Raw genomic sequence first — 21,712 nt, forward strand, 5'->3', positions numbered from 1 at the left:
CTCCTCTTTCTTTATTTCTTATAGCAATTGTAAAGTATCAAGTTCCTTGAAGGTCAATACTATCCCTGTAAAAAGATGTCTATACGGACAAAAAAAGCCCCAACCCCCTGAAATCGAAAGGCTGAGACTTTCACTGCGGATGACAGGAATCGAACCTGCACGGTCTCCCACTAGATCCTAAGTCTAGCGCGTCTGCCAGTTCCGCCACATCCGCATAATCCATATAAATGATATCAAAAGGGACCAGCATTCTGATCCCTTTTTTAGTGAGCGTGCGGGGATTCGAACCCCGGACAACTTGATTAAAAGTCAAGTGCTCTACCACCTGAGCTACACGCCCATAATAACTGGGCTAGTTGGATTCGAACCAACGAATGCAGGAGTCAAAGTCCTGTGCCTTACCGCTTGGCGATAGCCCAATAAAAAGAAAAAAGGTGGGTAAAGGGACTCGAACCCTTGATATCCAGAACCACAATCTGGCGCGCTAACCAACTGCACCATACCCACCATATATATTACTTATCGAACTATTGATGTCCAACTAAGTACCACCTTATTCAATTTTTGTGGTTCTAACGAGCCTGGGGGGATTCGAACCCTCGACCTACGGCTTAGAAGGCCGTTGCTCTATCCAGCTGAGCTACAGACTCATAAGACTAGCTCCTTAGAACTATACTTCTTAAATCCCTTATGGCTTTAAGAAAGCGGGTGATGGGAATCGAACCCACGTATCCAGCTTGGAAGGCTGGTGTTCTACCATTGAACTACACCCGCAAAGTCTATCGGGGTGACAGGATTCGAACCTGCGACCTCCTGGTCCCAAACCAGGCGCTCTAGCCAAGCTGAGCCACACCCCGATATTTTATTTTCGTGTCATTTATGTCTTCATCTCCGTGACACAATAGTTATTATATAGCAAGGCTCTCAGCTTGTCAACAACTTTTTTCACTTTTTTACAGTACTTTTTACAACGCACTTTTTACAGATATCGTAATGAGAATTCTATCCTGTCTCCGCCCCCAATTTCCATCACCATATAACTGGGCCTGCGACCTTCTTGCCTTGGATACGCAATGCTTCCCGGATTCAATGTAATAAGATCTTCTTCTCGAGTCAATGTCGGTTTGTGTGTATGACCATACATCACAATATCCGCTCCTCGTGCTCTTGCTTCTTCTTTTAATCGTTCTTCTCCCATAGAGACATAGTAATAATGTCCATGGGAAATAAACATATGATAACCACCCATCATAAACTCTTCTTCACCCGGAAGATCGGAAAAGAAGTCATTATTTCCTCTTACAATATGTGTAGGGCAGTCTGCCAACGCTGTGATATAATCTTCTCCACCCTCGACATCTCCGAGATGAATCAACATATCCATTGGCTTTTCTTCCTCCAGTACCTTTTCCAGATTCCTGTGCGAACCGTGTGTATCGCTTACAATCACTACCTTCATAAGTATCCTCGCAATCTTATCTTTCTCTGGATTCCAGTTTTTTCTCCAGAATCTTTCTCATCTTTCTTAAGCCTTCTCCTCTGTGACTGAGTTCATTCTTCTTCTCCGGTGCAAGCTGCGCACTGGTACATCCATACTCCGGAAGATAGAATATCGGATCATATCCGAACCCATTTTCCCCCGCAATCTCATACCCGATGATTCCTTCCATCGTTCCTCTGACCACTTCACTGCTTCCATCCGGGAACGCAGCCGCAATGGCACAGACGAATCTGGCAGTTCTTTTTTCATCCGGCACGCCATCTAATCGGTCAATAAGGTTCTGATTCTTGATATCGTAAGAAGTATCTTCTCCCATATATCTTGCTGAATAGATTCCCGGCTCTTTGTTCAGATAATCAATTTCCAGGCCTGAATCATCTGCCAGAACCACCGCATTTTTGTATTTCGGCATATTCGCCGCTGCTTCTGCTATTTTGGTCGCTTTTATCAAGGCGTTTTCCTCAAATGTCTTTCCATCCTCTACCACATCTGCCGTAATTCCCGCTTCCTTCTGGGACAGAATCCCCATTCCCAGATCTTCGAGAATCATACGAATCTCTATCATCTTATGTGCATTGCCTGTTGCAAATATAATCTTTTCCATCTGTTTCCTCCCCTTTATTATTTCTCCTGTTGTTCTCTGGGCCGTCTGGGCGGTTTTGGCCCCAGGAACTGGTAAAAGTATGTTTTTAACATGCCATTATAAATCTTACGGTTCTTATCCGCCTTTCTTCCAAAATACCTCTCTGCTTCTTCATAAGAAGTAATCATGTATGCAGACCAGGAATCCAGTCGTTTGAAACTGTCGCCAAATGCTCTGTATAATTGCGGCAAGTCTTTCTTGTCTTCCAGACGCTCTCCATAAGGTGGATTCGTAATGATAAATCCATACTTCTTCGGATGGCTTAAGTCTTTGACGTCTCTTTCCTGAAAATGAATCAGATGTCCAACGCCTGCTTCTTCTGCATTTCTTCTGGCTATCTTAACAACTGAACCATCCAGATCATATCCCTGAATATCCACATCAACCTCGTCATCAATCAAGTCATTGGCCTCATTGACTGCATCGTACCATAACTTCCTCGGAATCAGATTCGTCCATTCTTCCGCCGTGAAAGACCGGTTCATTCCTGGCGCAATATTTGCCGCCATCATAGCCGCTTCAATCGGAAATGTTCCGCTTCCGCAGAATGGATCTACCAGAATCCGGTCTTTCCTCCATGGTGTCAGCATGATCAATGCCGCTGCTAACGTCTCCGTAATCGGTGCTTTTCCTGAAACTTCACGATATCCACGCTTATGGAGGGATATTCCTGATGTGTCAATTCCAATAGTAACCACATCTTTCATCAAAAATACCCTCACCGGATAGGATGCCCCATCTTCCGGGAACCATTCCATATGATAATGCTCCTGCAGCCGCCTTACCATAGCCTTTTTCATAATCGACTGTATATCAGAAGGGCTGAAAAGCTTACTCTTCACAGAAGCAGCCTTCGCAACCCAGAACTTTCCATCTTTCGGAATATAATCTTCCCAGGGAAGACTCTTCGTCTTTTCGAACAGCTCATCAAACGTCACCGCCGTGAAGCTCCCGACTTTCCACAATATTCTCTCCGCTGTACGCAAAAATATATTAGCACGGCAGACTGCGTCCGCATCCCCATAGAAAGTGACCCTTCCGTCTTCGACTTCTGAGATCTCATATCCCAGATCAAGAATTTCTCTTTTTAATACCGCTTCCAATCCAAAATGACAGGGCGCGATCAATTCAACTTTCTTCATATAATAATCTCTCTGTTCTCCAATTCTGTCTATTTACTTTTCCATCTTACTTTCTTTCTATAGCACTTGTCAACTCACACCGAAAACTTTCTGTTATCCTGTTAAAATCGGAAATATTTTTATACAAAAAACACCGCCTGCGGTAATCATTTTCCACAGACGGTGCTTTCGTTCTTCAGTTTCTATTCTGTCAGATCAGATTAGTATTTATCACCGAAGTTTGTGCTGTTCGCATTCTTGTTCTTTGAAGTTGTACTCTGTGTAGATGCATTTCTGTTAGATGCATTCTTATCAGATGCGTTTCTGTTAGATGTGTTCTTGTCAGATGCATTTCTGTCAGATGTATTCTGACTGTTGTTAGATGAACTATAATTCTTAGCCATGTTAATTCCTCCTAATCTTTTTGGTTACGAGGTTATTATGTCCACGCTCTCAGATTTTATGTATCTTTTTCACAAAAATGCTCTTGCAAATATATTAAGTTTTTTTTAATTTTTAACTTGCTTTTTGAACCACCCTATATTATACTTAACAATGTAGAAAGAATACTTTCTACAACCCCTTATTAATTATTTATACTCCCCTCAAAAGACCGATGGCTCCCCCATCGGTCTTTTATTTATCCTATATATCTATTGTCGCCTATTCCCCAGCACTCTTATCACGAACATAATGATCAACAACGGAATCAAAATCGGAGCAAGAAGGCTTATAAGACCGCCGATCACGGCAACGACTACCATAATGATTCCTACAATTCCCAATATCAGAAGCAATTTTTTCCACCAGGTATCAAAGCCAAATACATGTACATGGCCGCCAGCCTTCTGTTGTTCCTGTTCATATCTTTGATTATATGGTTCATATCCATATTCATCCTGTGTATTACCCTGTATCTCAACAGATTCAATAATTGTCTTGGCAATCGCCCACGGGTCTCCCAACTCCGCGATCACGTCTTCTTCCCTTCGTCCTTTTCTTACTTCATCACTGATATAACTATCGTAATATCTGACATTATCCTGCACAATCGGACCGCTCAGATCATTTGCCAACGCATGTCTTAATTTTTCCAAAAATTCACTTTTTGTCATGAAAGCCTCCTGCATCTATTCTTACATATATCTGTGCCTTACGGTATATTTTCAATAATAAAACCTTGCACTTAGAATATCACATACCTGTTTCTATTCCAAGTCCAAGGTTCTAAAATTTTTCTTATGACTTTATTAAAATCCTATACTTCAAACATAAGATCGCCGTAAGATGGCATTGGCCATGCTTCTTTATCTACGATCATCTCCAGTTTATCAACTGGTGCACGAAGCGCTTCCATAGCAGGAACAACATCGAAATGATAGTATCTTGCCTGCTCTTCGCCTTCTTCCATTGCAGCTGCTTTATCAGTGATTACAATAAGCTCTTCTAATGCTTTCTTTGTCTCTGTAAGTAATGCAGAGATTTCTCCCAGCAATTCAGCCTGAACAGATGCATCTGCGCCAGCTTCCTTCACTACAACAACTGTATCTGCCAGAGATTTTGTATACTTAATAACTGCAGGAACAATCTGCTTACTTGCCATATCGATCATCGTACGCGCTTCAATATTGATTGCCTTTGAGTAGTTCTCAAACTTGATTTCTGCACGAGATTCCAATTCAGCTTTCGTAAATACCTTGAACTTCTCGAACATGGATACAGATTTTTCTGCTGTCAGAGCAGGAATAGCTTCTACCATAGACTTAATATTCGGAAGTCCGCGTCTCTCGGCTTCTGCAACCCACTCATCAGAGTAACCATTGCCATTGAAGACAATACGCTGATGCTCAGTTGCATATTGTTTGATCAGATCATGAACTGCTGTCTGGAAGTCATCTGCATTCTCCAGCACATCACATGCCTCTGCAAATGCTTCTGCAACAATTGTATTCAGTACAACGTTTGGTCCTGCGATAGAATCACGGGAACCTACCATACGGAATTCGAATTTATTTCCAGTAAACGCAAATGGTGACGTTCTGTTACGGTCTGTAGCGTCTTTGGCAAGATCTGGCAGTGTGCTTACTCCTGTCTCCAGTTTGCCGCCTTTCAGACTGTGTGTAGCTGCGCCTGTACTGATCAGCTGTTCCAATACATCCTCTAACTGCTCTCCAAGGAAGATTGAAATAATTGCCGGAGGTGCCTCATTTGCTCCAAGTCTGTGATCATTACCCGGATCGGCTGCTGACTCACGGAGCAGATCTGCATGTTCATCAACTGCTTTCAGGATACAGGTAAGTACAAGTAAGAACTGGATATTTTCGTGAGGAGTTTTTCCTGGATCCAACAGGTTCTTACCGTCATCCGTTGTAAGAGACCAGTTATTATGCTTACCAGAACCATTGACACCTGCGAATGGTTTCTCATGAAGCAGACACTTCATACCGTGCTGGCATGCAACTCTCTTAAGAGTCTGCATTACCAAATGGTTATGGTCAACCGCTACATTAGCTTCTGCATAGATTGGAGCTAACTCATGCTGTGCAGGAGCAACTTCATTATGCTGTGTTTTAGCAGATACACCGACTTTCCACAGTTCTTCATTGACATCTTTCATGAAACCTGCAATTCTCTGACGAATGGTTCCAAAATAGTGATCATCCAATTCCTGACCTTTTGGTGGCATTGCACCGAATAATGTACGTCCTGTGTAGATCAAATCCTTTCTTTGAAGGAATTTCTCAGCATCTACAAGGAAATATTCCTGCTCAGGTCCAACGGAAGGTGTCACCTTCTTGGAGGTTGTATTTCCAAAGAGACGAAGCAGTCTGATAGACTGTTCACTGATTGCCTGCATAGAACGAAGCAGTGGTGTCTTCTGATCCAGCGCTTCTCCTTTATATGAACAGAATGCAGTAGGAATGCAAAGCGTAGCTCCGGCTGCGTCATGTCTTACAAATGCTGGTGATGTACAATCCCATGCTGTATATCCTCTTGCTTCGAATGTTGCACGAAGACCTCCTGATGGGAATGAAGATGCATCTGGTTCTCCTTTGATCAATTCTTTTCCAGAGAAACTCATCAATACCTTTCCACTCGGAAGAGGTGCAGAGATAAATGAATCATGCTTCTCAGCAGTTACTCCTGTAAGAGGCTGGAACCAGTGGGTATAATGAGTAGCACCCTTTTCAATTGCCCATTCCTTCATCTCATGCGCAATGACATCTGCTGTTGCAAGGTCTAACTCTTTACCTTCCTCAATTGTTTTCTTCAGATCTTTGTAAACTTTTTTTGGCAAACGTTCCTGCATGACAGTGTCATTGAATACGTCTTCGCCAAAAATATCAGCTACATTAATTGCTTCACTCATATCTTTGCGTTTCCTTTCTTAATCTTTAATTTTAAGCTAATGCTGCGGGGTTTTATGTACCAGAGAAACTCTCTTGCATAAAAGTCAGAAAAAAAGGCACTCCAGATAACTCTGGAACGCCTTTGTTCTTTCTATGCCTGTTAGTATAACTCAATCGGTCGAAAAAGGCAAGTGAAAATTTTATCAAATTATTCAGCCTTACCAACGGAGCCAAATAATTCCATCTTCTCTTTTACGGTCTGCATGATTGCGTCTACACCTGGTTTTAATAACTTACGAGGGTCATATCCCTTTCCTTCCAGATCTTTTCCTGCTTCGATATATTTACGTGTAGCATCTGCGAAAGATAACTGGCATTCTGTATTAACATTGATCTTAGCAACTCCAAGGTCGATAGCTTTCTTAATCATATCTTCTGGAATTCCTGTACCACCGTGAAGTACTAATGGCATATCTCCTGTAAGCTTCTGGATTGCATCCAGAGTTTCAAAGCTTAATCCAGCCCAGTTCTCTGGATATTTTCCATGGATGTTACCGATTCCTGCTGCGAGCATGTCTACACCAAGATCAGCGATCATCTTACATTCATTAGGATCAGCACATTCGCCCTGACCGATCACTCCATCTTCTTCTCCACCAATCGCACCTACTTCAGCTTCCAGAGACAGACCCTTTTCTTTACATACTGCGATTAACTCTTTTGTCTTTGCAACGTTCTCTTCGATTGGGTATTTAGAACCATCAAACATGATAGAAGAGAATCCTGCTTCGATACATTTATAACATCCGTCATAAGTACCATGGTCAAGGTGTAATGCAACTGGAACTGTGATTCCAAGTTCTTCGATCATTGCAGATACCATAGCTGATACAGTCTTGAAGCCTGTCATATATTTTCCTGCACCTTCAGATACACCTAAGATAACTGGTGACTTGCATTCTTCTGCTGTAAGAAGGATTGCTTTTGTCCACTCAAGATTGTTAATGTTGAATTGTCCCACTGCATAGTGGCCTGCTACTGCTTTGTCAAGCATCTCTTTTGCTGATACTAACATATATTATTCCTCCAATTCCTTGGCCATGTAACATTACATCTGCATGGCAATTATATTCGCTTGTTTCATTATATCTCATAAAAGGAAAAAAAACAAGGAGAAAGGTAATGCACTCTCAGATTATGGCAATTACAGAATTCTCTTTCCTGCTTTTGCATACAGCGTATACCATTCTTCTCTTGTAAGTATAATATCTGCTCCCTGACATGCATCTGCTATCCTTTTCTCGTTCGTTGTTCCCAGAATCACCTGCATATGTGCCGGATGTCTCAGAATCCACGCCACAGCAATCGCTGTATTCTTCACATTATATTTTTCAGCAAGCTGATCTATATAAGCATTTAATTCTCCATAAGTCTCCCGGTCTGTGAGGAATGGTCCTTCAAACAGACCTTTCTGGAACGGCGACCACGCCTGAATCGTCATTGCTTTCAGCCGGGAATATTCCAGGATGCCGCCTTCATAATCGACAGCCTGTGGAATCCGGTTATTCACACTTAGTCCGGTATCTATCATCGGGCAGTGAGCAATACTCAGCTGGAGCTGATTAAACACCAGTGGAGCATCCACCGCACGTTCAAGGAGTTCCACCTGTCCCGGATTCATATTCGAGACTCCAAAGTATCGAACCTTGCCTGCCTTATGTAGAGTTTCAAAAGCATCCGCAACTTCTTCTGGTTCCATCAAAGTATCCGGGCGATGGAGAAGCAGAACATCCAGATATCCCGTCTGTAATCTTGCCAATATTCCATCCACAGCCTCCAGAATGTGTTCCTTTGAAAAGTCGTAATAATCCTGTTCGCTCTTACAGATGCCACATTTACTCTGAATATATACTTTATCACGTAGTCCCGGATTCTCCTTAAGCACTTGTCCAAACAATTGCTCACATTCACCGCGCATTCCAGCAGTGCCATACACATCGGCATGATCAAAACTGTTGATTCCGTTCTCCAGACAAAGATTCACTATTCGCTCAACTTCCATACTGCTCATTCCTTTAAAGCGCATGCAGCCTTGTATGACTGCTGATTGTCGCATATTCGTGTGAGGAATCTCATAATATTTCATCGTCATCTCTCCTTCCAATTACCATTCTGGTTATGTTTTCTATATGATGATACAAAAAAATCCGCTGAGTGCCTGTATTTCAAGGCATTCAGCGAATTGGTTAAGTGACTCCGAGGGGAATCGAACCCCTGATTCCAGCGTGAGAGGCTAGCGTCTTGACCGCTTGACCACGGAGCCATATTTCGAACATCTTTCTGTTTCGTACTTGCCTATTATAGCAAACAATTGCCAAATAGGCAAGCACTTTTTTCAAAATATGTTATTTTTCTTCCGGATCTTCCATCAATTCTTCGACATGGGTCTCCGGCACCATTATCATAAGCTGTTTATTCAGATTGTCTATCACAACTTCATCATGCTCACCGCCAAATTCTCCATCTAATGTCCATGGGATTTCCTCAATAGACTCAAACGTAATATGTCCCGTTTTAAATGTATACATATGTTTGGTATCTATCTGTTCAATCAGAAGTGCAGCTATAATCTCCTGCAATTCAATCGGATTCTTCGGGCGTTTGATCAGGGTCACTTCAAACAGGCCGTCATCAAACGCTATCTGTCTGCCAATCATATTACGGAACCCTCCTACCGAACGGGAATTTGTCACCATACCCAGGATAAACTCATCTTCAATAACCTCATCATCATGTATCACTTTGATCCGATAGGAAGGCACATTGAACAACTGTTTCGTTCCTTCCAAAACGTAAGCCAGATGCCCCAGGATATTTTTCATCTCCTGCTTGGTCTCGTAGGAAACACTGGTAAAAATTCCAAATGCCGCAACGTATACAAACGTATCATCATTAAACCGACCCACATCACAGGGAAATACAACACCGTTTACCGCATTGTCTGCCGCCTTCAAGAGTCCCTTCGGGATATGCAGACTATTTGCGAAGTCATTGGTTGTCCCGGTCGGAATATATCCGACCGGAGTTCTCTCTTTCCTTTTCATCATTCCGCTCACAACTTCGTCAATCGTTCCGTCACCGCCGCTACACACGACCAGATCATAATCTTTCGCATTGTACTTCAGTACTTTTTTATAAGCATCCCGGTATGACTGGGTTGGATATGCAGTTACTTCATAACCCGCTTTTACAAATATGTCAATGATATCCGACAACTGTGGTTTTAAAAGTTCCTTTCCTGCATGAGGATTATAAATAAATAATAACCGTTTCATACATATCTCCTCCTTTTATCATAAGATAAACAAAAGGACATGTTGATTCCATGCCCTCTGCCTTTTGCTGATTATGTATTATTTAGTTGTTCGCAACCAAAAAGTTTTCTACACCTGCCGCGGCTTCTGCTTCGTCTTTTCCCTCTGCTACCACCGTAATATTCTCACCCTTCTGCAGTCTTAAGCTCATCATTCCCATGATACTCTTGGCATTGATCTTTTTATTATCAATTTCAATGTATACCTGACTTGCATATTGACTTGCTTCCTGAACCAAGTGTGCAATCGGACGATCTTCCATATCCATATTGTTTTGAATAGTAACAGGTTTCTTGATCATAAAAAAGCTCCTCCCTATTGTTCCCTTAACTTTTCTGCTATTTCACTTAATTTCCTGAGCCGGTGATTTACCCCGGATTTCCCTAACGGTGTCTCCAGGAGTTCCCCCAGTTCCTTCAAAGTTGCATCCCGATATGCAAGACGTGTAAGGGCAACGTCTTTCAACCCTTCGGGCAACTTTTCAAAACCAACGGTATCTTGTATATATTTGATATCCTCTATCTGCCTGACAGCGGCAGATACGGTTTTGTTAATATTAGCTGTCTCGCAGTTCACCTTACGATTTACAGAATTACGCATTTCCTTCATAATCCGGACATTCTCAAGTTCCATCAATGCGACATGCGCTTCCATAACATTCAGAATATCAACGATCTGCGAACCTTCTTTTAGATACACAACGTAGGTCTTCTTTCTGCTGACGATCTTTGCTTCCATATCGAAACTATTTATCATGTTCTTCAGATGTTCCGCCTGATCCTGTGTATTGCAGACAATTTCGAAATGATAGGATTTACTCGGATCGCTCATCGAACCTGACGCGATAAACGCGCCACGGATATATGCCCTCTTGCAGCATACCGCCTGCACGATCGTATTCTTCACAGCCAACAATTCTTCACCTTTGGCGAAAATATAATAATTACAGCTTCCTTTGCTCATATTCCTACGAATTGCGATATCAGTTCTTATATTAAATGTTTTTTCCAATAATGTAAAGCATTTTCTTGCAACTCCAAGATTTTCCGTATGAAGTTTCATGACACATATGCCTTTCTTGTCTTGTGAAAATGCTCCTGTCATATGCACAATTGCCGATAATTCCGCGAGATTACAGTGTCTGGCCTTCGCATAATGCTGCAGCAGCTCTTCTCTTATCTTTCCTGAAAATGACATCTCTTACTCCTATCTTGCCTTGGTAATTGCATCCTTTCCTATATCCCGATGTTCAATACGAACTCCATAATTCTCATTCTTACTTAATACCCAAAACAGTTCATTGGCAAGTGTAACCGAGCGATGCTTCCCTCCGGTACATCCAATCCCTATTACCAGCTGCGTTTTCCCTTCCAAAATATAATTCGGGATCAGGAATTCCACCATATCTGACAACTTCTCCAGGAATACCTTTGCCTTCTCATTCTGCATTACATAATCTCTTACTTCTTTGTCATTTCCGCTCTTAGGACGTAATTCTTCTATATAATATGGGTTCGGCAAGAAACGCACATCAAACACCAGATCTGCGTCTGCCGGAATTCCATATTTGAAGCCAAAAGAGAGCACAGAGATATAAAGATTCTTATATTCTTTATTTTGCACAAATATCTTATTTAATTCTGCCTTTAACTCTCTCGTCAACATATGGCTTGTATCTATCAAATAATCCGCTCTCTTACGTAAAAATCGAATACGCTGCCTCTCCATACGGATTCCCTGATCAACGCGCCCTTCATTTCCCGCCAACGGATGGAACCGCCTGGTCTCTTTGTATCGTTTGATCAGGACATCGTCACTGGATTCCAAGAACAGAATCTCATACTGCATTCCAGTACTATCCAATTCTTCCAGTACTTTTTCCAGTTCTTCAAAGCTCTGTCCACTTCGGATATCCACACCCAGAGCCGCCTTATTGATCTCTGTTCCAGGCACTCGTAACAGATCTGCCATCTTCGGGATCAAAGGTACCGGCAGATTATCTACGCAAAAATATCCTACATCTTCCAACATTTTAAGAGCTGTACTTTTTCCCGCTCCTGACATTCCTGTTACAATTACACATCTCATCTTAGAATTCTCCTAGTCTCTTCACTTCCGGCTCTAATTTTACTCCAAATTCTTCTTCCACTCTGGCAGATACCTGTCGCATTAATTCTGCTACATCAGCTGCTGTTGCATTCTCTCTGTTAATCACAAATCCACAATGCTTCTCCGACACTTGTGCACCGCCCACAGAGAAACCTCTAAGGCCTGCATCCTGTATCAGCTTTCCTGCAAAATATCCTTCCGGACGCTTAAATGTACTTCCGGCACTTGGATATTCTAACGGCTGCTTGCTGACTCTCTTGTCCTTCAGCTCTTCCATCAAGGACTTAATTGCTTCTTTTTCGCCTCCCCGAAGCTGTATTCTTGCCTCCAGCACAGTATAGCCCTTCCTGGCAATAATACTGGTACGATAGCCTAATTCCAGATTCTCCTTTGGAATAGTAAGCACTTCTCCTTCTTCCGTCAAGACCGTGACTTCCTCCAGGACATCCTTCATCTCGCCACCATATGCTCCCGCATTCATTACACAGGCGCCGCCCAGAGTTCCAGGGATCCCTGCTGCAAATTCGAATCCTGTAAGTCCATTTTCCAAGGCCTTATTCGCAATTGCAGACAACAAAGCTCCCGCCTGAGCCACAACAACATTTTCCTCAACCTCAATGTAGCTCATCTCCTTATAAATCTGAAGAACAACACCTCGATATCCCTGGTCAGATACCAGGAGATTGCTGCCATTTCCAATAATATAATAAGGAAATGATTCTCTCCGACACAAGTCGATCACTTTCTTTACTTCTTCGGCTGTCCTTGGCATCACAAAAAATTCAGCCGGTCCTCCCACACGGAATGTCGTATGATTCTTCATAGGTTCTTCTGTTTTAACCTGTTCTTCACTCATTATTTTCAACAATTCATTATATAAAATCTGATTCATATTCTTCTCCATACACACTACTTGATTTCTCCGTACATCATACACTAAATAACCCATAAATTCAACGTACACTTGCAAAATCCTCATAAATGCGTTATATTATTGCCATATTAATTTTAATCAAAAAGGAGTGAACTTTTCAATTGGACTCGAGTGACGTCACACAACTCATTATTCTAATTATTTTATTGATATTATCTGCTTTCTTTTCATCGGCAGAAACAGCCTTGACAACGGTGAATAAGATCCGGATCCGCAGTCTGGCTGACGAAGGAAATAAACGTGCAAAATCGGTCTTAAAAGTTACCGATGATTCCGGCAAGATGCTCAGTGCCATATTAATTGGCAACAACATCGTCAATCTGTCAGCAGCGTCCTTGACCACCAGTCTTGCTTACAGCTTTGGCGGTTCCATGGTAGCAATTGCCAGCGGAATATTAACCGTATTGATTCTTTTATTCGGTGAGATAACCCCGAAGACCATGGCAACCATTCATTCTGAGAAAATGTCATTGCTCTATGCACCGGTCATCCATTTCTTTATGAAGATCATGACGCCTTTGATTTTCGTGATCAACGGATTATCTACCGGCGTTTTATTACTGCTCCGCATAGATCCGAAGGCAAAGAATACCGCCATGACAGAAAATGAACTGCGGACCATCGTAGATGTAAGCCATGAAGACGGAGTAATTGAATCCGATGAAAGGGAGATGATCAATAACGTATTCGACCTGGGGGATGCCAGGGCAAAAGACGTTATGGTTCCCCGTGTCCATGTGACATTTGCTGATATCAACAGTACTTATACGGAGCTGATTGAAATCTTCCGTGAAGATAAATTTACACGTCTTCCTATTTTTGAAGACACCACAGATAATGTTGTTGGTACTATTAATATGAAGGACTTGTTGTTATATGACAACACAAAGGAATTCAACATCCGTGATATACTTAGAGAAGCATATTTTACTTACGAATATAAAAGCATCTCAGAACTTCTTGTAGAGATGCGCCAGGCTTCATTCAACATTGCAATTGTATTGGATGAATATGGCGAAACAGCCGGACTTATTACCCTGGAAGACATATTAGAAGAGATTGTCGGTGAGATTCATGATGAATACGATGAAAACGAAGAGGATTTTATTCAGGAAATCAGCGACCGCGAATATATCGTAGAAGGTTCTATCAATCTGGATGACCTGAATGATCGTCTGGATCTTAACTTAAGTTCTGAAGAATATGATTCTCTTGGAGGATTCATCATTGAATATCTGGACCGCCTTCCCGAGAAGGGGGATAGCATTACAACAGAAGAAGGAATTCGTATGGTTGTAGAGACGCTGGATAAAAATCGAATCGAGAGTGTCCACTTGTATCTGCCGGAACCGGCATCCAATGACGACAGCCACAAAGAAAACGATTAAATAATAATTCTCTGAATCGAAAGATTTGCAAAAAGAAGACAGGCAATGGTTTTTCCACTGCCTGTCATTTTATTTCTTATATATCTTAATATAACATCTTCTGGATACTTTCATCTTCTAAGTTATCCGCGGTCACCCATGTGTATCCAGTATTAACAAAGGCTTCATTTCCCATATCCAGTGCTGCTCTTGCCGCAGCCACTACAGTAGCATATCCCATTCCAAATGGATTCTGGACAATCAATCCTTCAATCCTTCCATCAGACAAGGCTTTCTTCTCTTCTTCGTCTGCATCAAACCCAACGACCATGACATCATCTGCTTCTGCTCGTTCAAGTCCGGCAATTGCCTTTTTCACTGTCGGCGCATTCGATGCAAAACAGCCCTTGATGTCTGGATGCTTTGCCAGAACATAATCTATCACATCTTCTTCTGTGATATCCGCCGGCGCAATCTGTACATCCGACTCCGCTTCCGCACTCTCTTCGTCTATCTGATATGTTCCCGCATTGATTTCATCTGCAACTATTTTCTGCATGTCTTCTAACTGATCCAGATGATACGATTCTACAATTGTAATATTAGGATGATTATTCTGAATCTCTTCTCTAAATGCATTTTCACGATCCAACGAAGTCTTGGATTTGGAATCATTTACAAACAGGATAATTTCTCCTGAATCACCAATCAATTTCGCAAGTTTCGTTGCTGCTTCACGAGCCGCCGCCGCATTATCCGTAGATACGGTTGCCATCAGTCCCTGATAAGCACTTCCAGAATCATATGCCACAACCGGAATATCATTCTCAGCAGCCAGATCAAACTGCACCTCACATGCATTTGCATCTGTAATGGAGATTCCCACCGCGATCGGATATCTTGCAAGCTCTTCATCAAGGATATTCACCTGTTCATCCACATTATCTTCCGTCTCCGGAGCGCTGTAAGTAACCTTCACTTTATCCTTGCCTTCATAACCCAGATAGTCATTGATATCAGCCGCTGCCTGGTCAACACCTCTTTTTACTTCGTTCCAGTACTGCCCTTCCTCAGCTTTCCCGATAATTGAAATATAGGAACCTGCTTCCAGATGAAGTCCCTCCACATTATCATATGCAGATGGCTCTATCTGATCCAGCTTCCCCTGGTATTCCTTCTCTTCCACCTGCTGCTTATTATCAGAAGATTCTGGTTCCTTATTCTCACTACTCTCGGGAGCAGCACATGCACATGCCAGCATCGCCACACATAGCATAACCGCTAAGACACTACTACTTTTTTTCATGACCTATTCCCTCCTGTTAATCATTATTCAAAACTCACTCAAAAAGCATCTGTTCAGTCTAACAAAAACCACTATACACCAAAAACGTGAAAAATTGTTGAAAATTTTCTTAATTTTTTACAAAAAATTGACAAGGGACAGGGTAATTTGAATTGGGGACAGGGAAAATCGAATCTGGGACGGAGGAAAACGAAAAAACCCCCGTCCCCTCTTGTATATTTTCCCCTTTTGTATTATGATATGGGTAGACTAAATTTGGATTTATGTCTATTTATATCAAAAAAGGAGGTACATATTATGGCACACGTAATTAGTGATGAATGTGTAAGCTGTGGATCTTGCGAAGCTCAGTGTCCAGTTGGAGCTATTGCTCAGGGAGCAGATCATTATGAAATCGATGCTGACGCTTGTGTTGATTGTGGCGCATGTGCAGCTCAATGTCCAGTTGGAGCTATTTCTGAAGGCTAATCACCGGATTCATATGAGAACAAGAATTCAAAAAGGCATTGCATGTTTTGATATATGCAATGTCTTTTTTTCATAGATGACAGCTTTTTACTTGTTTCGCAGATAATCCATGCTATGATATAGTCGCCCAGAAGGAGAATATGATAAGGGGGTATAAGCTTATGGGTAGTAACGCGTTAGAACAATTAAAAAGGGAGACGAAAGATGATGCCAAACTCTACGGCTGTATCAAAGAACTATATGAGCAGGGTGTTCCATTTTCTGAACTGAAAGCACTGATTCCAGACATCCGCCGCACAAGAGAGCAATTACAGATCAAGAGGATGCTTGAGAATAACAATGAAGTTCTTCTGTCTATGATCAGTAAGGAAATGTCTTTTCTTCTGGATGCCAAGGAACGCCAGGAAGAAGAAGAATTCAAAAAACTGGACCAGCTGATCCGCCAGCAACAATCCTTTCGGAAATCTGCGGCGGAAGCTGGTCCCGTAAAAAAACTCAGGAAATTATTCCTTCCTGCTTAAGTTCGCGAACTTCGTGTATTCGCCGAGCCAAGCCAGATTAACGGTCCCTATCGGGCCGTTTCTTTGTTTTGCGATAATAATCTCAGCCTGTTTCTTAAATTCGGAGTCTTTATTATAGTACTCATCACGATAAATGAACATTACCACGTCGGCATCCTGTTCGATCGCACCAGACTCACGTAAATCCGAAAGCATCGGTCGCTTATCCGGACGGCTCTCTACTGCACGGCTAAGCTGCGACAATGCAATTACCGGAACATTCAGCTCTCTCGCCAGTCCTTTTAATGAACGTGAGATCTCCGAGATCTCCTGTTGTCTGGACTCAGAACTCTTTCCAACACTTCCGGTCATCAACTGCAGATAGTCGATAATAACTACATCCAGCCCCTGTTCTAATTTGTATTTTCTACACTTAGAACGCAATTCAGATATAGAGATTCCAGGGGTATCATCAATAATCAGATGAGACTGTCCGATAATCCCGGCTCCTTCAATTAATTTCTCCCAATCAGAATCTTTCATATTACCGCTTCGGATTGCCTGCGCATCCACTTGCGATTCCAGCGAAAACAGTCGGTTCACCAACTGTTCTTTTGACATCTCCAAACTGAAGATTGCCACACTCTTATCTTTCTTAAATGCAATATACTGTGCAATATTCAAGACAAATGCAGTCTTACCCATAGATGGACGGGCCGCAACCAGAATCAGATCGGATGGCTGCAATCCTGACAGCTTATAATCCAGGTCGATAAATCCTGTCGGAATTCCAGTTACTGTTCCTTTCGTCTTCGAAGCCTTCTCAATTCGTTCCAGCGCATTCAGTACCACTTGCTTAATCGGCACAAAATCACTGGTATTTCGCTTTTGCAATAATTCGAACACGGATTTCTCCGTTTTTTCCAGCACTTCTTCCAGAGATTCCTTCCCCGCATAACAGATGTTCGCAATCTCTTCATTCAGCTTGATCAGCTTTCTCATCACAGACTTATCAGCCACAATCTGTGCATAGTATTTTACATTCGCAGAAGTAGGGACCGCTGTCACCAGATCTCTTACGAACTCCAGACTTGCAATCTCGGCCGGGACATCCTTTTCCTTCAACCTTTCCTGGAGCGTAATCAGATCTACGGGCTTTCCTTCATTAAACAATTCCACCATCGCATCAAAGATCACTCCGTATGCACTTTGGTAGAAATCATTTCCACTGATAATCTCTGACGCAGTCGTAATGGCATCCCGATCCATCAGCATCGCACCTACGACCGATTGTTCCGCTTCAACACTGTGGGGCATCACTCTTTTAATGAGAGCCTCTTCCATGCCTGCTTCCTCCTAAGCCTCTTCCGTTACGATTACTTTCAGATCCACAGTAACCTTCGGATGCAGTTTCACCGGCACTGTATGGGTACCCAAAGTCTTAATTGCATCTTTTAACTGTACTTTTTTCTTATCAACATCCAGTCCCATCTGAGCCTTCACCTCTGTTGCAATCTCTTTTGACGCAATAGAACCAAATGCCTTACCGCCTTCGCCAGTCTTGATAGACACTTCAATCTGACCAGCTTCAATCTTCTTGCCTAATTCTACGGCAGCTTCATACTGTTCCTGAGCAATCTTATCTTCATTTGCTTTCTTTAACTTCAGATCATTCAGATTCTTGCTGTTCGCCTCTACGCCTTTCTTTTTCTTCAAGATAAAGTTTCTTGCGTATCCATCGCTCACTTCAACAATCTCACCTTTTTTTCCAAGAGATTTTACGTCTTCTGTCAATATTACTTTCATTCTAGATATCTCCTCCTTCTATCATCTCATCAATCACCTGCGTCAGACAAGCAACCGCTTCATCCATATCTGTGTGATTGAACTGTGCGCCTGACGCATTCATATGGCCGCCTCCGCCGAGACGTTCCATGATTATCTGGACATTGACTTCATCAATGGAACGTGCACTGATATAAATTCTTCCATTGTATTCTGTCAGCACAAACGAAGCCTTAATCTCATTAATATCCAACAGTTCATTGGCCGCCTGTGCCCCAATGATCGTCGGACTCTCAATATGAAGATTCTCCCCTCTTGCGATTGCGAATTTTTCACGGTAAACCTTCGCACTGCTGATAATCTCAGCTTTCGCACGATAAGATTCCATATCATCCCGGAACATCTTACGAACCAATGTGATATCCGCACCACATCTTCTCAAGAATGCTGCCGCTTCAAATGTCCGGACACCTGTACGATTCACAAAATTATTGGTATCAATCATAATTCCAGCATAAAGGCTGCTGGCCTCAAGTTTTGGAATCTTAATATCATCCACAATATACTGCAATACTTCTGATACCATCTCACAGGCAGAAGAAGCATAAGGCTCAATATATGACAACAATGCATTATCAATATTATCGCTGCTCTGTCTGTGATGGTCAAGTACCACAATGGTCTTTGTCTTTTTCAGCAGTTCCTCACACTCTGTCATCTGAGGACGGTTCGTATCCACAACTACGACCATGGAATTCTCATCTGCCATATCAATCGCCTGTGAAGACTTCAAGAATAAATCATCCGGATAATTCGGATCTTTCTCATAGCTTTCATACAATGGACGTAATGATGCAGACACTTCGTTAATGACGATATACGCCTTCTTCTCCAAGGCTGCTGCCGCACGACAGATTCCCATAGCTGCCCCAAATGCATCCACATCCGTCAGCTTATGTCCCATTACAAAGATCTTATCCTTAACCGTCATAAATTCACGAAGCGCCTCTGCCTTCACTCTGGCTTTCACCCGTGTATTCTTGGATGTCTGCTCCCGCTTTCCTCCATAATAAGTAATACCATGGCAATCCTTGATGACCGCCTGATCACCGCCACGTGCAAGTGCCAGATCGATCGCTACACGCGCATAGTTGTAACTCTGTGAATAGGAATCCTTGCTAAGCCCCAGACCAATACTCAGCGTAGCCGGTATTCCATTTCCGATATTGACAGATTTGACATCTTCCAACAGCGAAAACTTATCTGCCTCAAGCTGCTTAAAATATTGCTTCTGAATCACGATAAAATACTTATCATTCTCCATCTTGCGAACGATTCCATTAACCTTCGCAATATACTGATTAATCTTCCTGTCTACCAATGCAATCAACAGAGACTGTCTGACTTCCTCCACGCTGTTAATGACCTCATCATAATTATCAATGTAGATCAGCCCGGCAATCAAACGCTGCTCTTCATTCGCCTTGATTGATGCATTAAGTTCCGTAACATCCTGCAGATATACTGCAATAAAATATTCTTTCTCCTCTGGCATCTGCAGCAATTGTTCGGTATCGCTGAATCCCTCCACAGACACCTTACGAAGTTCTGCTTTATACTCACGATCTCCGTAATAGACATCCATCTCCACTTTGTCGTTGACCTTTTTCGGGAAAATACTCTTATTCAGCTCCGGCATATAGCGGCTGATATACGCTTCACCTTTCAGCTTCTCTCCCAGCACTTTCTCAAACTGATCATTCATCCAGATTGCCTTTCCATCATCCAAAAGAATGGCATACGGCACAGCAAGCTCCTTCAAAAGTGTGTTCTGCACGATTCCATATTGAGCAGCAAATTCAACCAGATCCTTCATGATAATCGATTTGCTGTAAATATACAGGATTCCTACCATGATAATATAGATCAGGACAAAGGCGCACATCAATAACCCGACACGTCGATCGATCACTGCGACCCAGATATTCATGATCACCAAAAGAATCGCCATGATTGCAGGCCATTGAATATATAATTTCAACTGCCCCTTTAACTGAATTTTTTCTTTTTCTTTCTTTTCCAACATAACCATTTCCTCAATAATTACCAAGAACTCAACGTATGGAGACATTATACCACTTTCTTTTATAAAAAGGAAGACATTAGTTAGGGACAGGCTCTTTCCAGAACCTGTCCCCTATACACTTTTATCTTCTGTTTTCCTCAGTCTCCCTAACTGTTGTAACCATTTGGATTCTGTGACTGCCATCTCCAGGTGTCCTCGCACATCTCTTCCAGTCCGCGTTCTGCCTTCCATCCCAGAACTTTTGCCGCTTTATCTGGTGCCGCATAACACATGGCAATATCGCCTTCTCTTCTTGGTTTGATCTCATACGGTATCTCTTTTCCACAGGCCTTACCAAATGCCTTCACCATATCCAATACAGAGTATCCCGTTCCGGTTCCCAGGTTGATAATATCAAGCCCTGGATTCGTAAAGATATACTTGATTGCTTTGACATGGCCGATTGCAAGATCTACCACATGAATATAATCACGCACTCCGGTTCCGTCCGGTGTATCGTAATCATCTCCAAATACTCCTAATTTTTCCAGTTTTCCAACTGCGACCTGTGAGATATATGGCATCAGGTTATTCGGTATTCCCTTCGGATCTTCTCCGATTCGTCCACTCTTGTGTGCACCTACCGGGTTAAAATAGCGTAACAGGATGACATTCCACTCAGGATGTGCTTTCTGAAGATCCGTCATGATCTGTTCCATCATAGACTTTGTCCATCCATAAGGATTGGTACACTGTCCCTTTGGACATTCTTCTGTAATCGGAATCTGCTCTGGACTTCCATAGACCGTCGCAGATGAACTAAACACAATATTTTTAACACCGACTTTATCCATTACCTCCATCAAGGTCAAAGTTCCCGTAATATTATTATTGTAGTATTCCAACGGCTTTCTGACGGATTCCCCAACCGCTTTCAATGCCGCACAATGGATGACCGCATCCACCTTTTCTGTTTCGAACATCTCTTCCAGAGCTTTTGCATCCAGCACATCACCTTCATAAAAGCGGATTTCTTTTCCAGTCAGTTCTTCCACTCTTCTCAAAGATTCTCTGGAAGAATTGCAGAGATTATCGTAAACCACGACCTCATAGCCTTCGTTCAGAAGTTCCAGTGCCGTATGACTTCCAATATATCCCGCTCCGCCTGTAATCAATATCTTTGCCATCG

The 21,712-nt window shown here is 42.4% G+C and carries 21 protein-coding genes and 8 tRNA genes; 3 read left to right on the forward strand and 26 right to left on the reverse strand.

Annotation, left to right across the window (positions count from 1 at the left end):
* Positions 1-134: 134 nt before the first annotated feature.
* From ACQRD1_RS00985 to murB, 21 genes are all read right to left on the reverse strand, one after another.
* Positions 135-214, reverse strand: a tRNA-Leu gene (locus tag ACQRD1_RS00985).
* A 53-nt stretch (positions 215-267) separates the two neighbouring features.
* A tRNA-Lys gene (locus ACQRD1_RS00990) sits at positions 268-340 on the reverse strand.
* A 7-nt stretch (positions 341-347) separates the two neighbouring features.
* A tRNA-Gln gene (locus tag ACQRD1_RS00995) sits at positions 348-419 on the reverse strand.
* Positions 420-433: 14 nt separating this feature from the next.
* Positions 434-507: transfer RNA gene (locus ACQRD1_RS01000), tRNA-His, on the reverse strand.
* Between the two features lie 69 nt (positions 508-576).
* Positions 577-650, reverse strand: a tRNA-Arg gene (locus ACQRD1_RS01005).
* Between the two features lie 53 nt (positions 651-703).
* Positions 704-774: transfer RNA gene (locus ACQRD1_RS01010), tRNA-Gly, on the reverse strand.
* Positions 775-782: 8 nt separating this feature from the next.
* Positions 783-857 (reverse strand) — tRNA-Pro (locus ACQRD1_RS01015).
* 122 nt (positions 858-979) lie between these two features.
* Entirely contained in the window at positions 980-1,459 is a 480-nt protein-coding gene (locus ACQRD1_RS01020) for a metallophosphoesterase family protein (RefSeq protein ID WP_235232325.1), read from the reverse strand.
* A gap of 16 nt (positions 1,460-1,475) precedes the next feature.
* Positions 1,476-2,105, reverse strand: a complete 630-nt coding sequence (gene rdgB / locus ACQRD1_RS01025; RefSeq protein WP_235232326.1) for an RdgB/HAM1 family non-canonical purine NTP pyrophosphatase — start codon at positions 2,103-2,105, stop codon at positions 1,476-1,478.
* A gap of 17 nt (positions 2,106-2,122) precedes the next feature.
* Positions 2,123-3,286 carry a THUMP domain-containing class I SAM-dependent RNA methyltransferase gene (locus ACQRD1_RS01030; RefSeq protein WP_427743005.1) on the reverse strand — a complete coding sequence of 388 codons (1,164 nt, stop codon included), beginning with the start codon at positions 3,284-3,286 and terminating at the stop codon, positions 2,123-2,125.
* 200 nt (positions 3,287-3,486) lie between these two features.
* Positions 3,487-3,669, reverse strand: a complete 183-nt coding sequence (locus ACQRD1_RS01035; protein ID WP_235232328.1) for a hypothetical protein — start codon at positions 3,667-3,669, stop codon at positions 3,487-3,489.
* Positions 3,670-3,918: 249 nt separating this feature from the next.
* Positions 3,919-4,380 (reverse strand): DUF1700 domain-containing protein, encoded by a 462-nt coding sequence (locus ACQRD1_RS01040; protein ID WP_235232924.1) that lies wholly within the window; start codon positions 4,378-4,380, stop codon positions 3,919-3,921.
* Between the two features lie 143 nt (positions 4,381-4,523).
* Positions 4,524-6,635 (reverse strand): glutamine synthetase III, encoded by a 2,112-nt coding sequence (locus ACQRD1_RS01045; protein ID WP_235232925.1) that lies wholly within the window; start codon positions 6,633-6,635, stop codon positions 4,524-4,526.
* Positions 6,636-6,823: 188 nt separating this feature from the next.
* Entirely contained in the window at positions 6,824-7,690 is an 867-nt protein-coding gene (fba, locus tag ACQRD1_RS01050; RefSeq protein ID WP_235232926.1) for a class II fructose-1,6-bisphosphate aldolase, read from the reverse strand.
* A gap of 129 nt (positions 7,691-7,819) precedes the next feature.
* Entirely contained in the window at positions 7,820-8,761 is a 942-nt protein-coding gene (locus ACQRD1_RS01055) for an aldo/keto reductase (protein ID WP_235232927.1), read from the reverse strand.
* 105 nt (positions 8,762-8,866) lie between these two features.
* Positions 8,867-8,938 (reverse strand) — tRNA-Glu (locus tag ACQRD1_RS01060).
* 82 nt (positions 8,939-9,020) lie between these two features.
* Complete coding sequence (locus ACQRD1_RS01065) at positions 9,021-9,950, reverse strand: diacylglycerol/lipid kinase family protein (RefSeq protein WP_427786782.1); 930 nt, start codon at positions 9,948-9,950, stop codon at positions 9,021-9,023.
* An 82-nt stretch (positions 9,951-10,032) separates the two neighbouring features.
* Positions 10,033-10,290: an HPr family phosphocarrier protein gene (locus tag ACQRD1_RS01070; protein WP_235232929.1), complete on the reverse strand. Its 258-nt coding sequence runs from the start codon at positions 10,288-10,290 to the stop codon at positions 10,033-10,035.
* A 14-nt stretch (positions 10,291-10,304) separates the two neighbouring features.
* A complete protein-coding gene (gene whiA / locus ACQRD1_RS01075) occupies positions 10,305-11,186 on the reverse strand; it encodes a DNA-binding protein WhiA (RefSeq protein ID WP_427786783.1) in 882 nt (293 codons plus the stop codon).
* A 9-nt stretch (positions 11,187-11,195) separates the two neighbouring features.
* On the reverse strand, positions 11,196-12,077 hold the full coding sequence (gene rapZ / locus ACQRD1_RS01080) for an RNase adapter RapZ (RefSeq protein WP_347375685.1): 882 nt from the start codon (positions 12,075-12,077) through the stop codon (positions 11,196-11,198).
* Between the two features lies 1 nt (position 12,078).
* Positions 12,079-12,990 carry a UDP-N-acetylmuramate dehydrogenase gene (murB, locus tag ACQRD1_RS01085; RefSeq protein WP_347375684.1) on the reverse strand — a complete coding sequence of 304 codons (912 nt, stop codon included), beginning with the start codon at positions 12,988-12,990 and terminating at the stop codon, positions 12,079-12,081.
* A gap of 143 nt (positions 12,991-13,133) precedes the next feature.
* Between murB and ACQRD1_RS01090 the strand changes: the two genes are divergently transcribed.
* A complete protein-coding gene (locus ACQRD1_RS01090; RefSeq protein ID WP_347375683.1) occupies positions 13,134-14,420 on the forward strand; it encodes a hemolysin family protein in 1,287 nt (428 codons plus the stop codon).
* 85 nt (positions 14,421-14,505) lie between these two features.
* On the opposite strand, the gene ACQRD1_RS01095 is transcribed toward ACQRD1_RS01090, so the two are convergent.
* Positions 14,506-15,705 (reverse strand): substrate-binding domain-containing protein, encoded by a 1,200-nt coding sequence (locus ACQRD1_RS01095; RefSeq protein ID WP_427786784.1) that lies wholly within the window; start codon positions 15,703-15,705, stop codon positions 14,506-14,508.
* Positions 15,706-16,002: 297 nt separating this feature from the next.
* Between ACQRD1_RS01095 and ACQRD1_RS01100 the strand changes: the two genes are divergently transcribed.
* Both ACQRD1_RS01100 and ACQRD1_RS01105 read left to right on the forward strand, forming a co-directional pair.
* The gene (locus tag ACQRD1_RS01100) at positions 16,003-16,173 is read left to right on the forward strand and encodes a DUF362 domain-containing protein (protein ID WP_235232935.1); all 171 of its coding nucleotides are present in this window, start codon (positions 16,003-16,005) and stop codon (positions 16,171-16,173) included.
* 161 nt (positions 16,174-16,334) lie between these two features.
* A complete protein-coding gene (locus ACQRD1_RS01105; RefSeq protein WP_235232936.1) occupies positions 16,335-16,694 on the forward strand; it encodes a hypothetical protein in 360 nt (119 codons plus the stop codon).
* On the opposite strand, the gene dnaB is transcribed toward ACQRD1_RS01105, so the two are convergent.
* The 4 genes from dnaB to galE all read right to left on the reverse strand — a co-directional run bounded on the left by dnaB (position 16,677) and on the right by galE (position 21,710).
* Positions 16,677-18,017, reverse strand: a complete 1,341-nt coding sequence (gene dnaB / locus ACQRD1_RS01110) for a replicative DNA helicase (protein ID WP_235232937.1) — start codon at positions 18,015-18,017, stop codon at positions 16,677-16,679. The genes ACQRD1_RS01105 and dnaB overlap by 18 nt on opposite strands.
* Before the next feature lie 12 nt (positions 18,018-18,029).
* Positions 18,030-18,479 carry a 50S ribosomal protein L9 gene (gene rplI, locus ACQRD1_RS01115; protein WP_347375681.1) on the reverse strand — a complete coding sequence of 150 codons (450 nt, stop codon included), beginning with the start codon at positions 18,477-18,479 and terminating at the stop codon, positions 18,030-18,032.
* A gap of 1 nt (position 18,480) precedes the next feature.
* Positions 18,481-20,544, reverse strand: coding sequence for a DHH family phosphoesterase (locus tag ACQRD1_RS01120; protein WP_347375680.1), 2,064 nt, complete (start codon positions 20,542-20,544; stop codon positions 18,481-18,483).
* Between the two features lie 146 nt (positions 20,545-20,690).
* Positions 20,691-21,710, reverse strand: coding sequence for a UDP-glucose 4-epimerase GalE (galE, locus tag ACQRD1_RS01125; protein WP_235232940.1), 1,020 nt, complete (start codon positions 21,708-21,710; stop codon positions 20,691-20,693).
* Positions 21,711-21,712: the final 2 nt, after the last annotated feature.

This window comes from Bariatricus sp. SGI.019 (genome assembly GCF_050315235.1).
In the GTDB taxonomy this organism is placed as follows: domain Bacteria; phylum Bacillota; class Clostridia; order Lachnospirales; family Lachnospiraceae; genus JAFBIX01.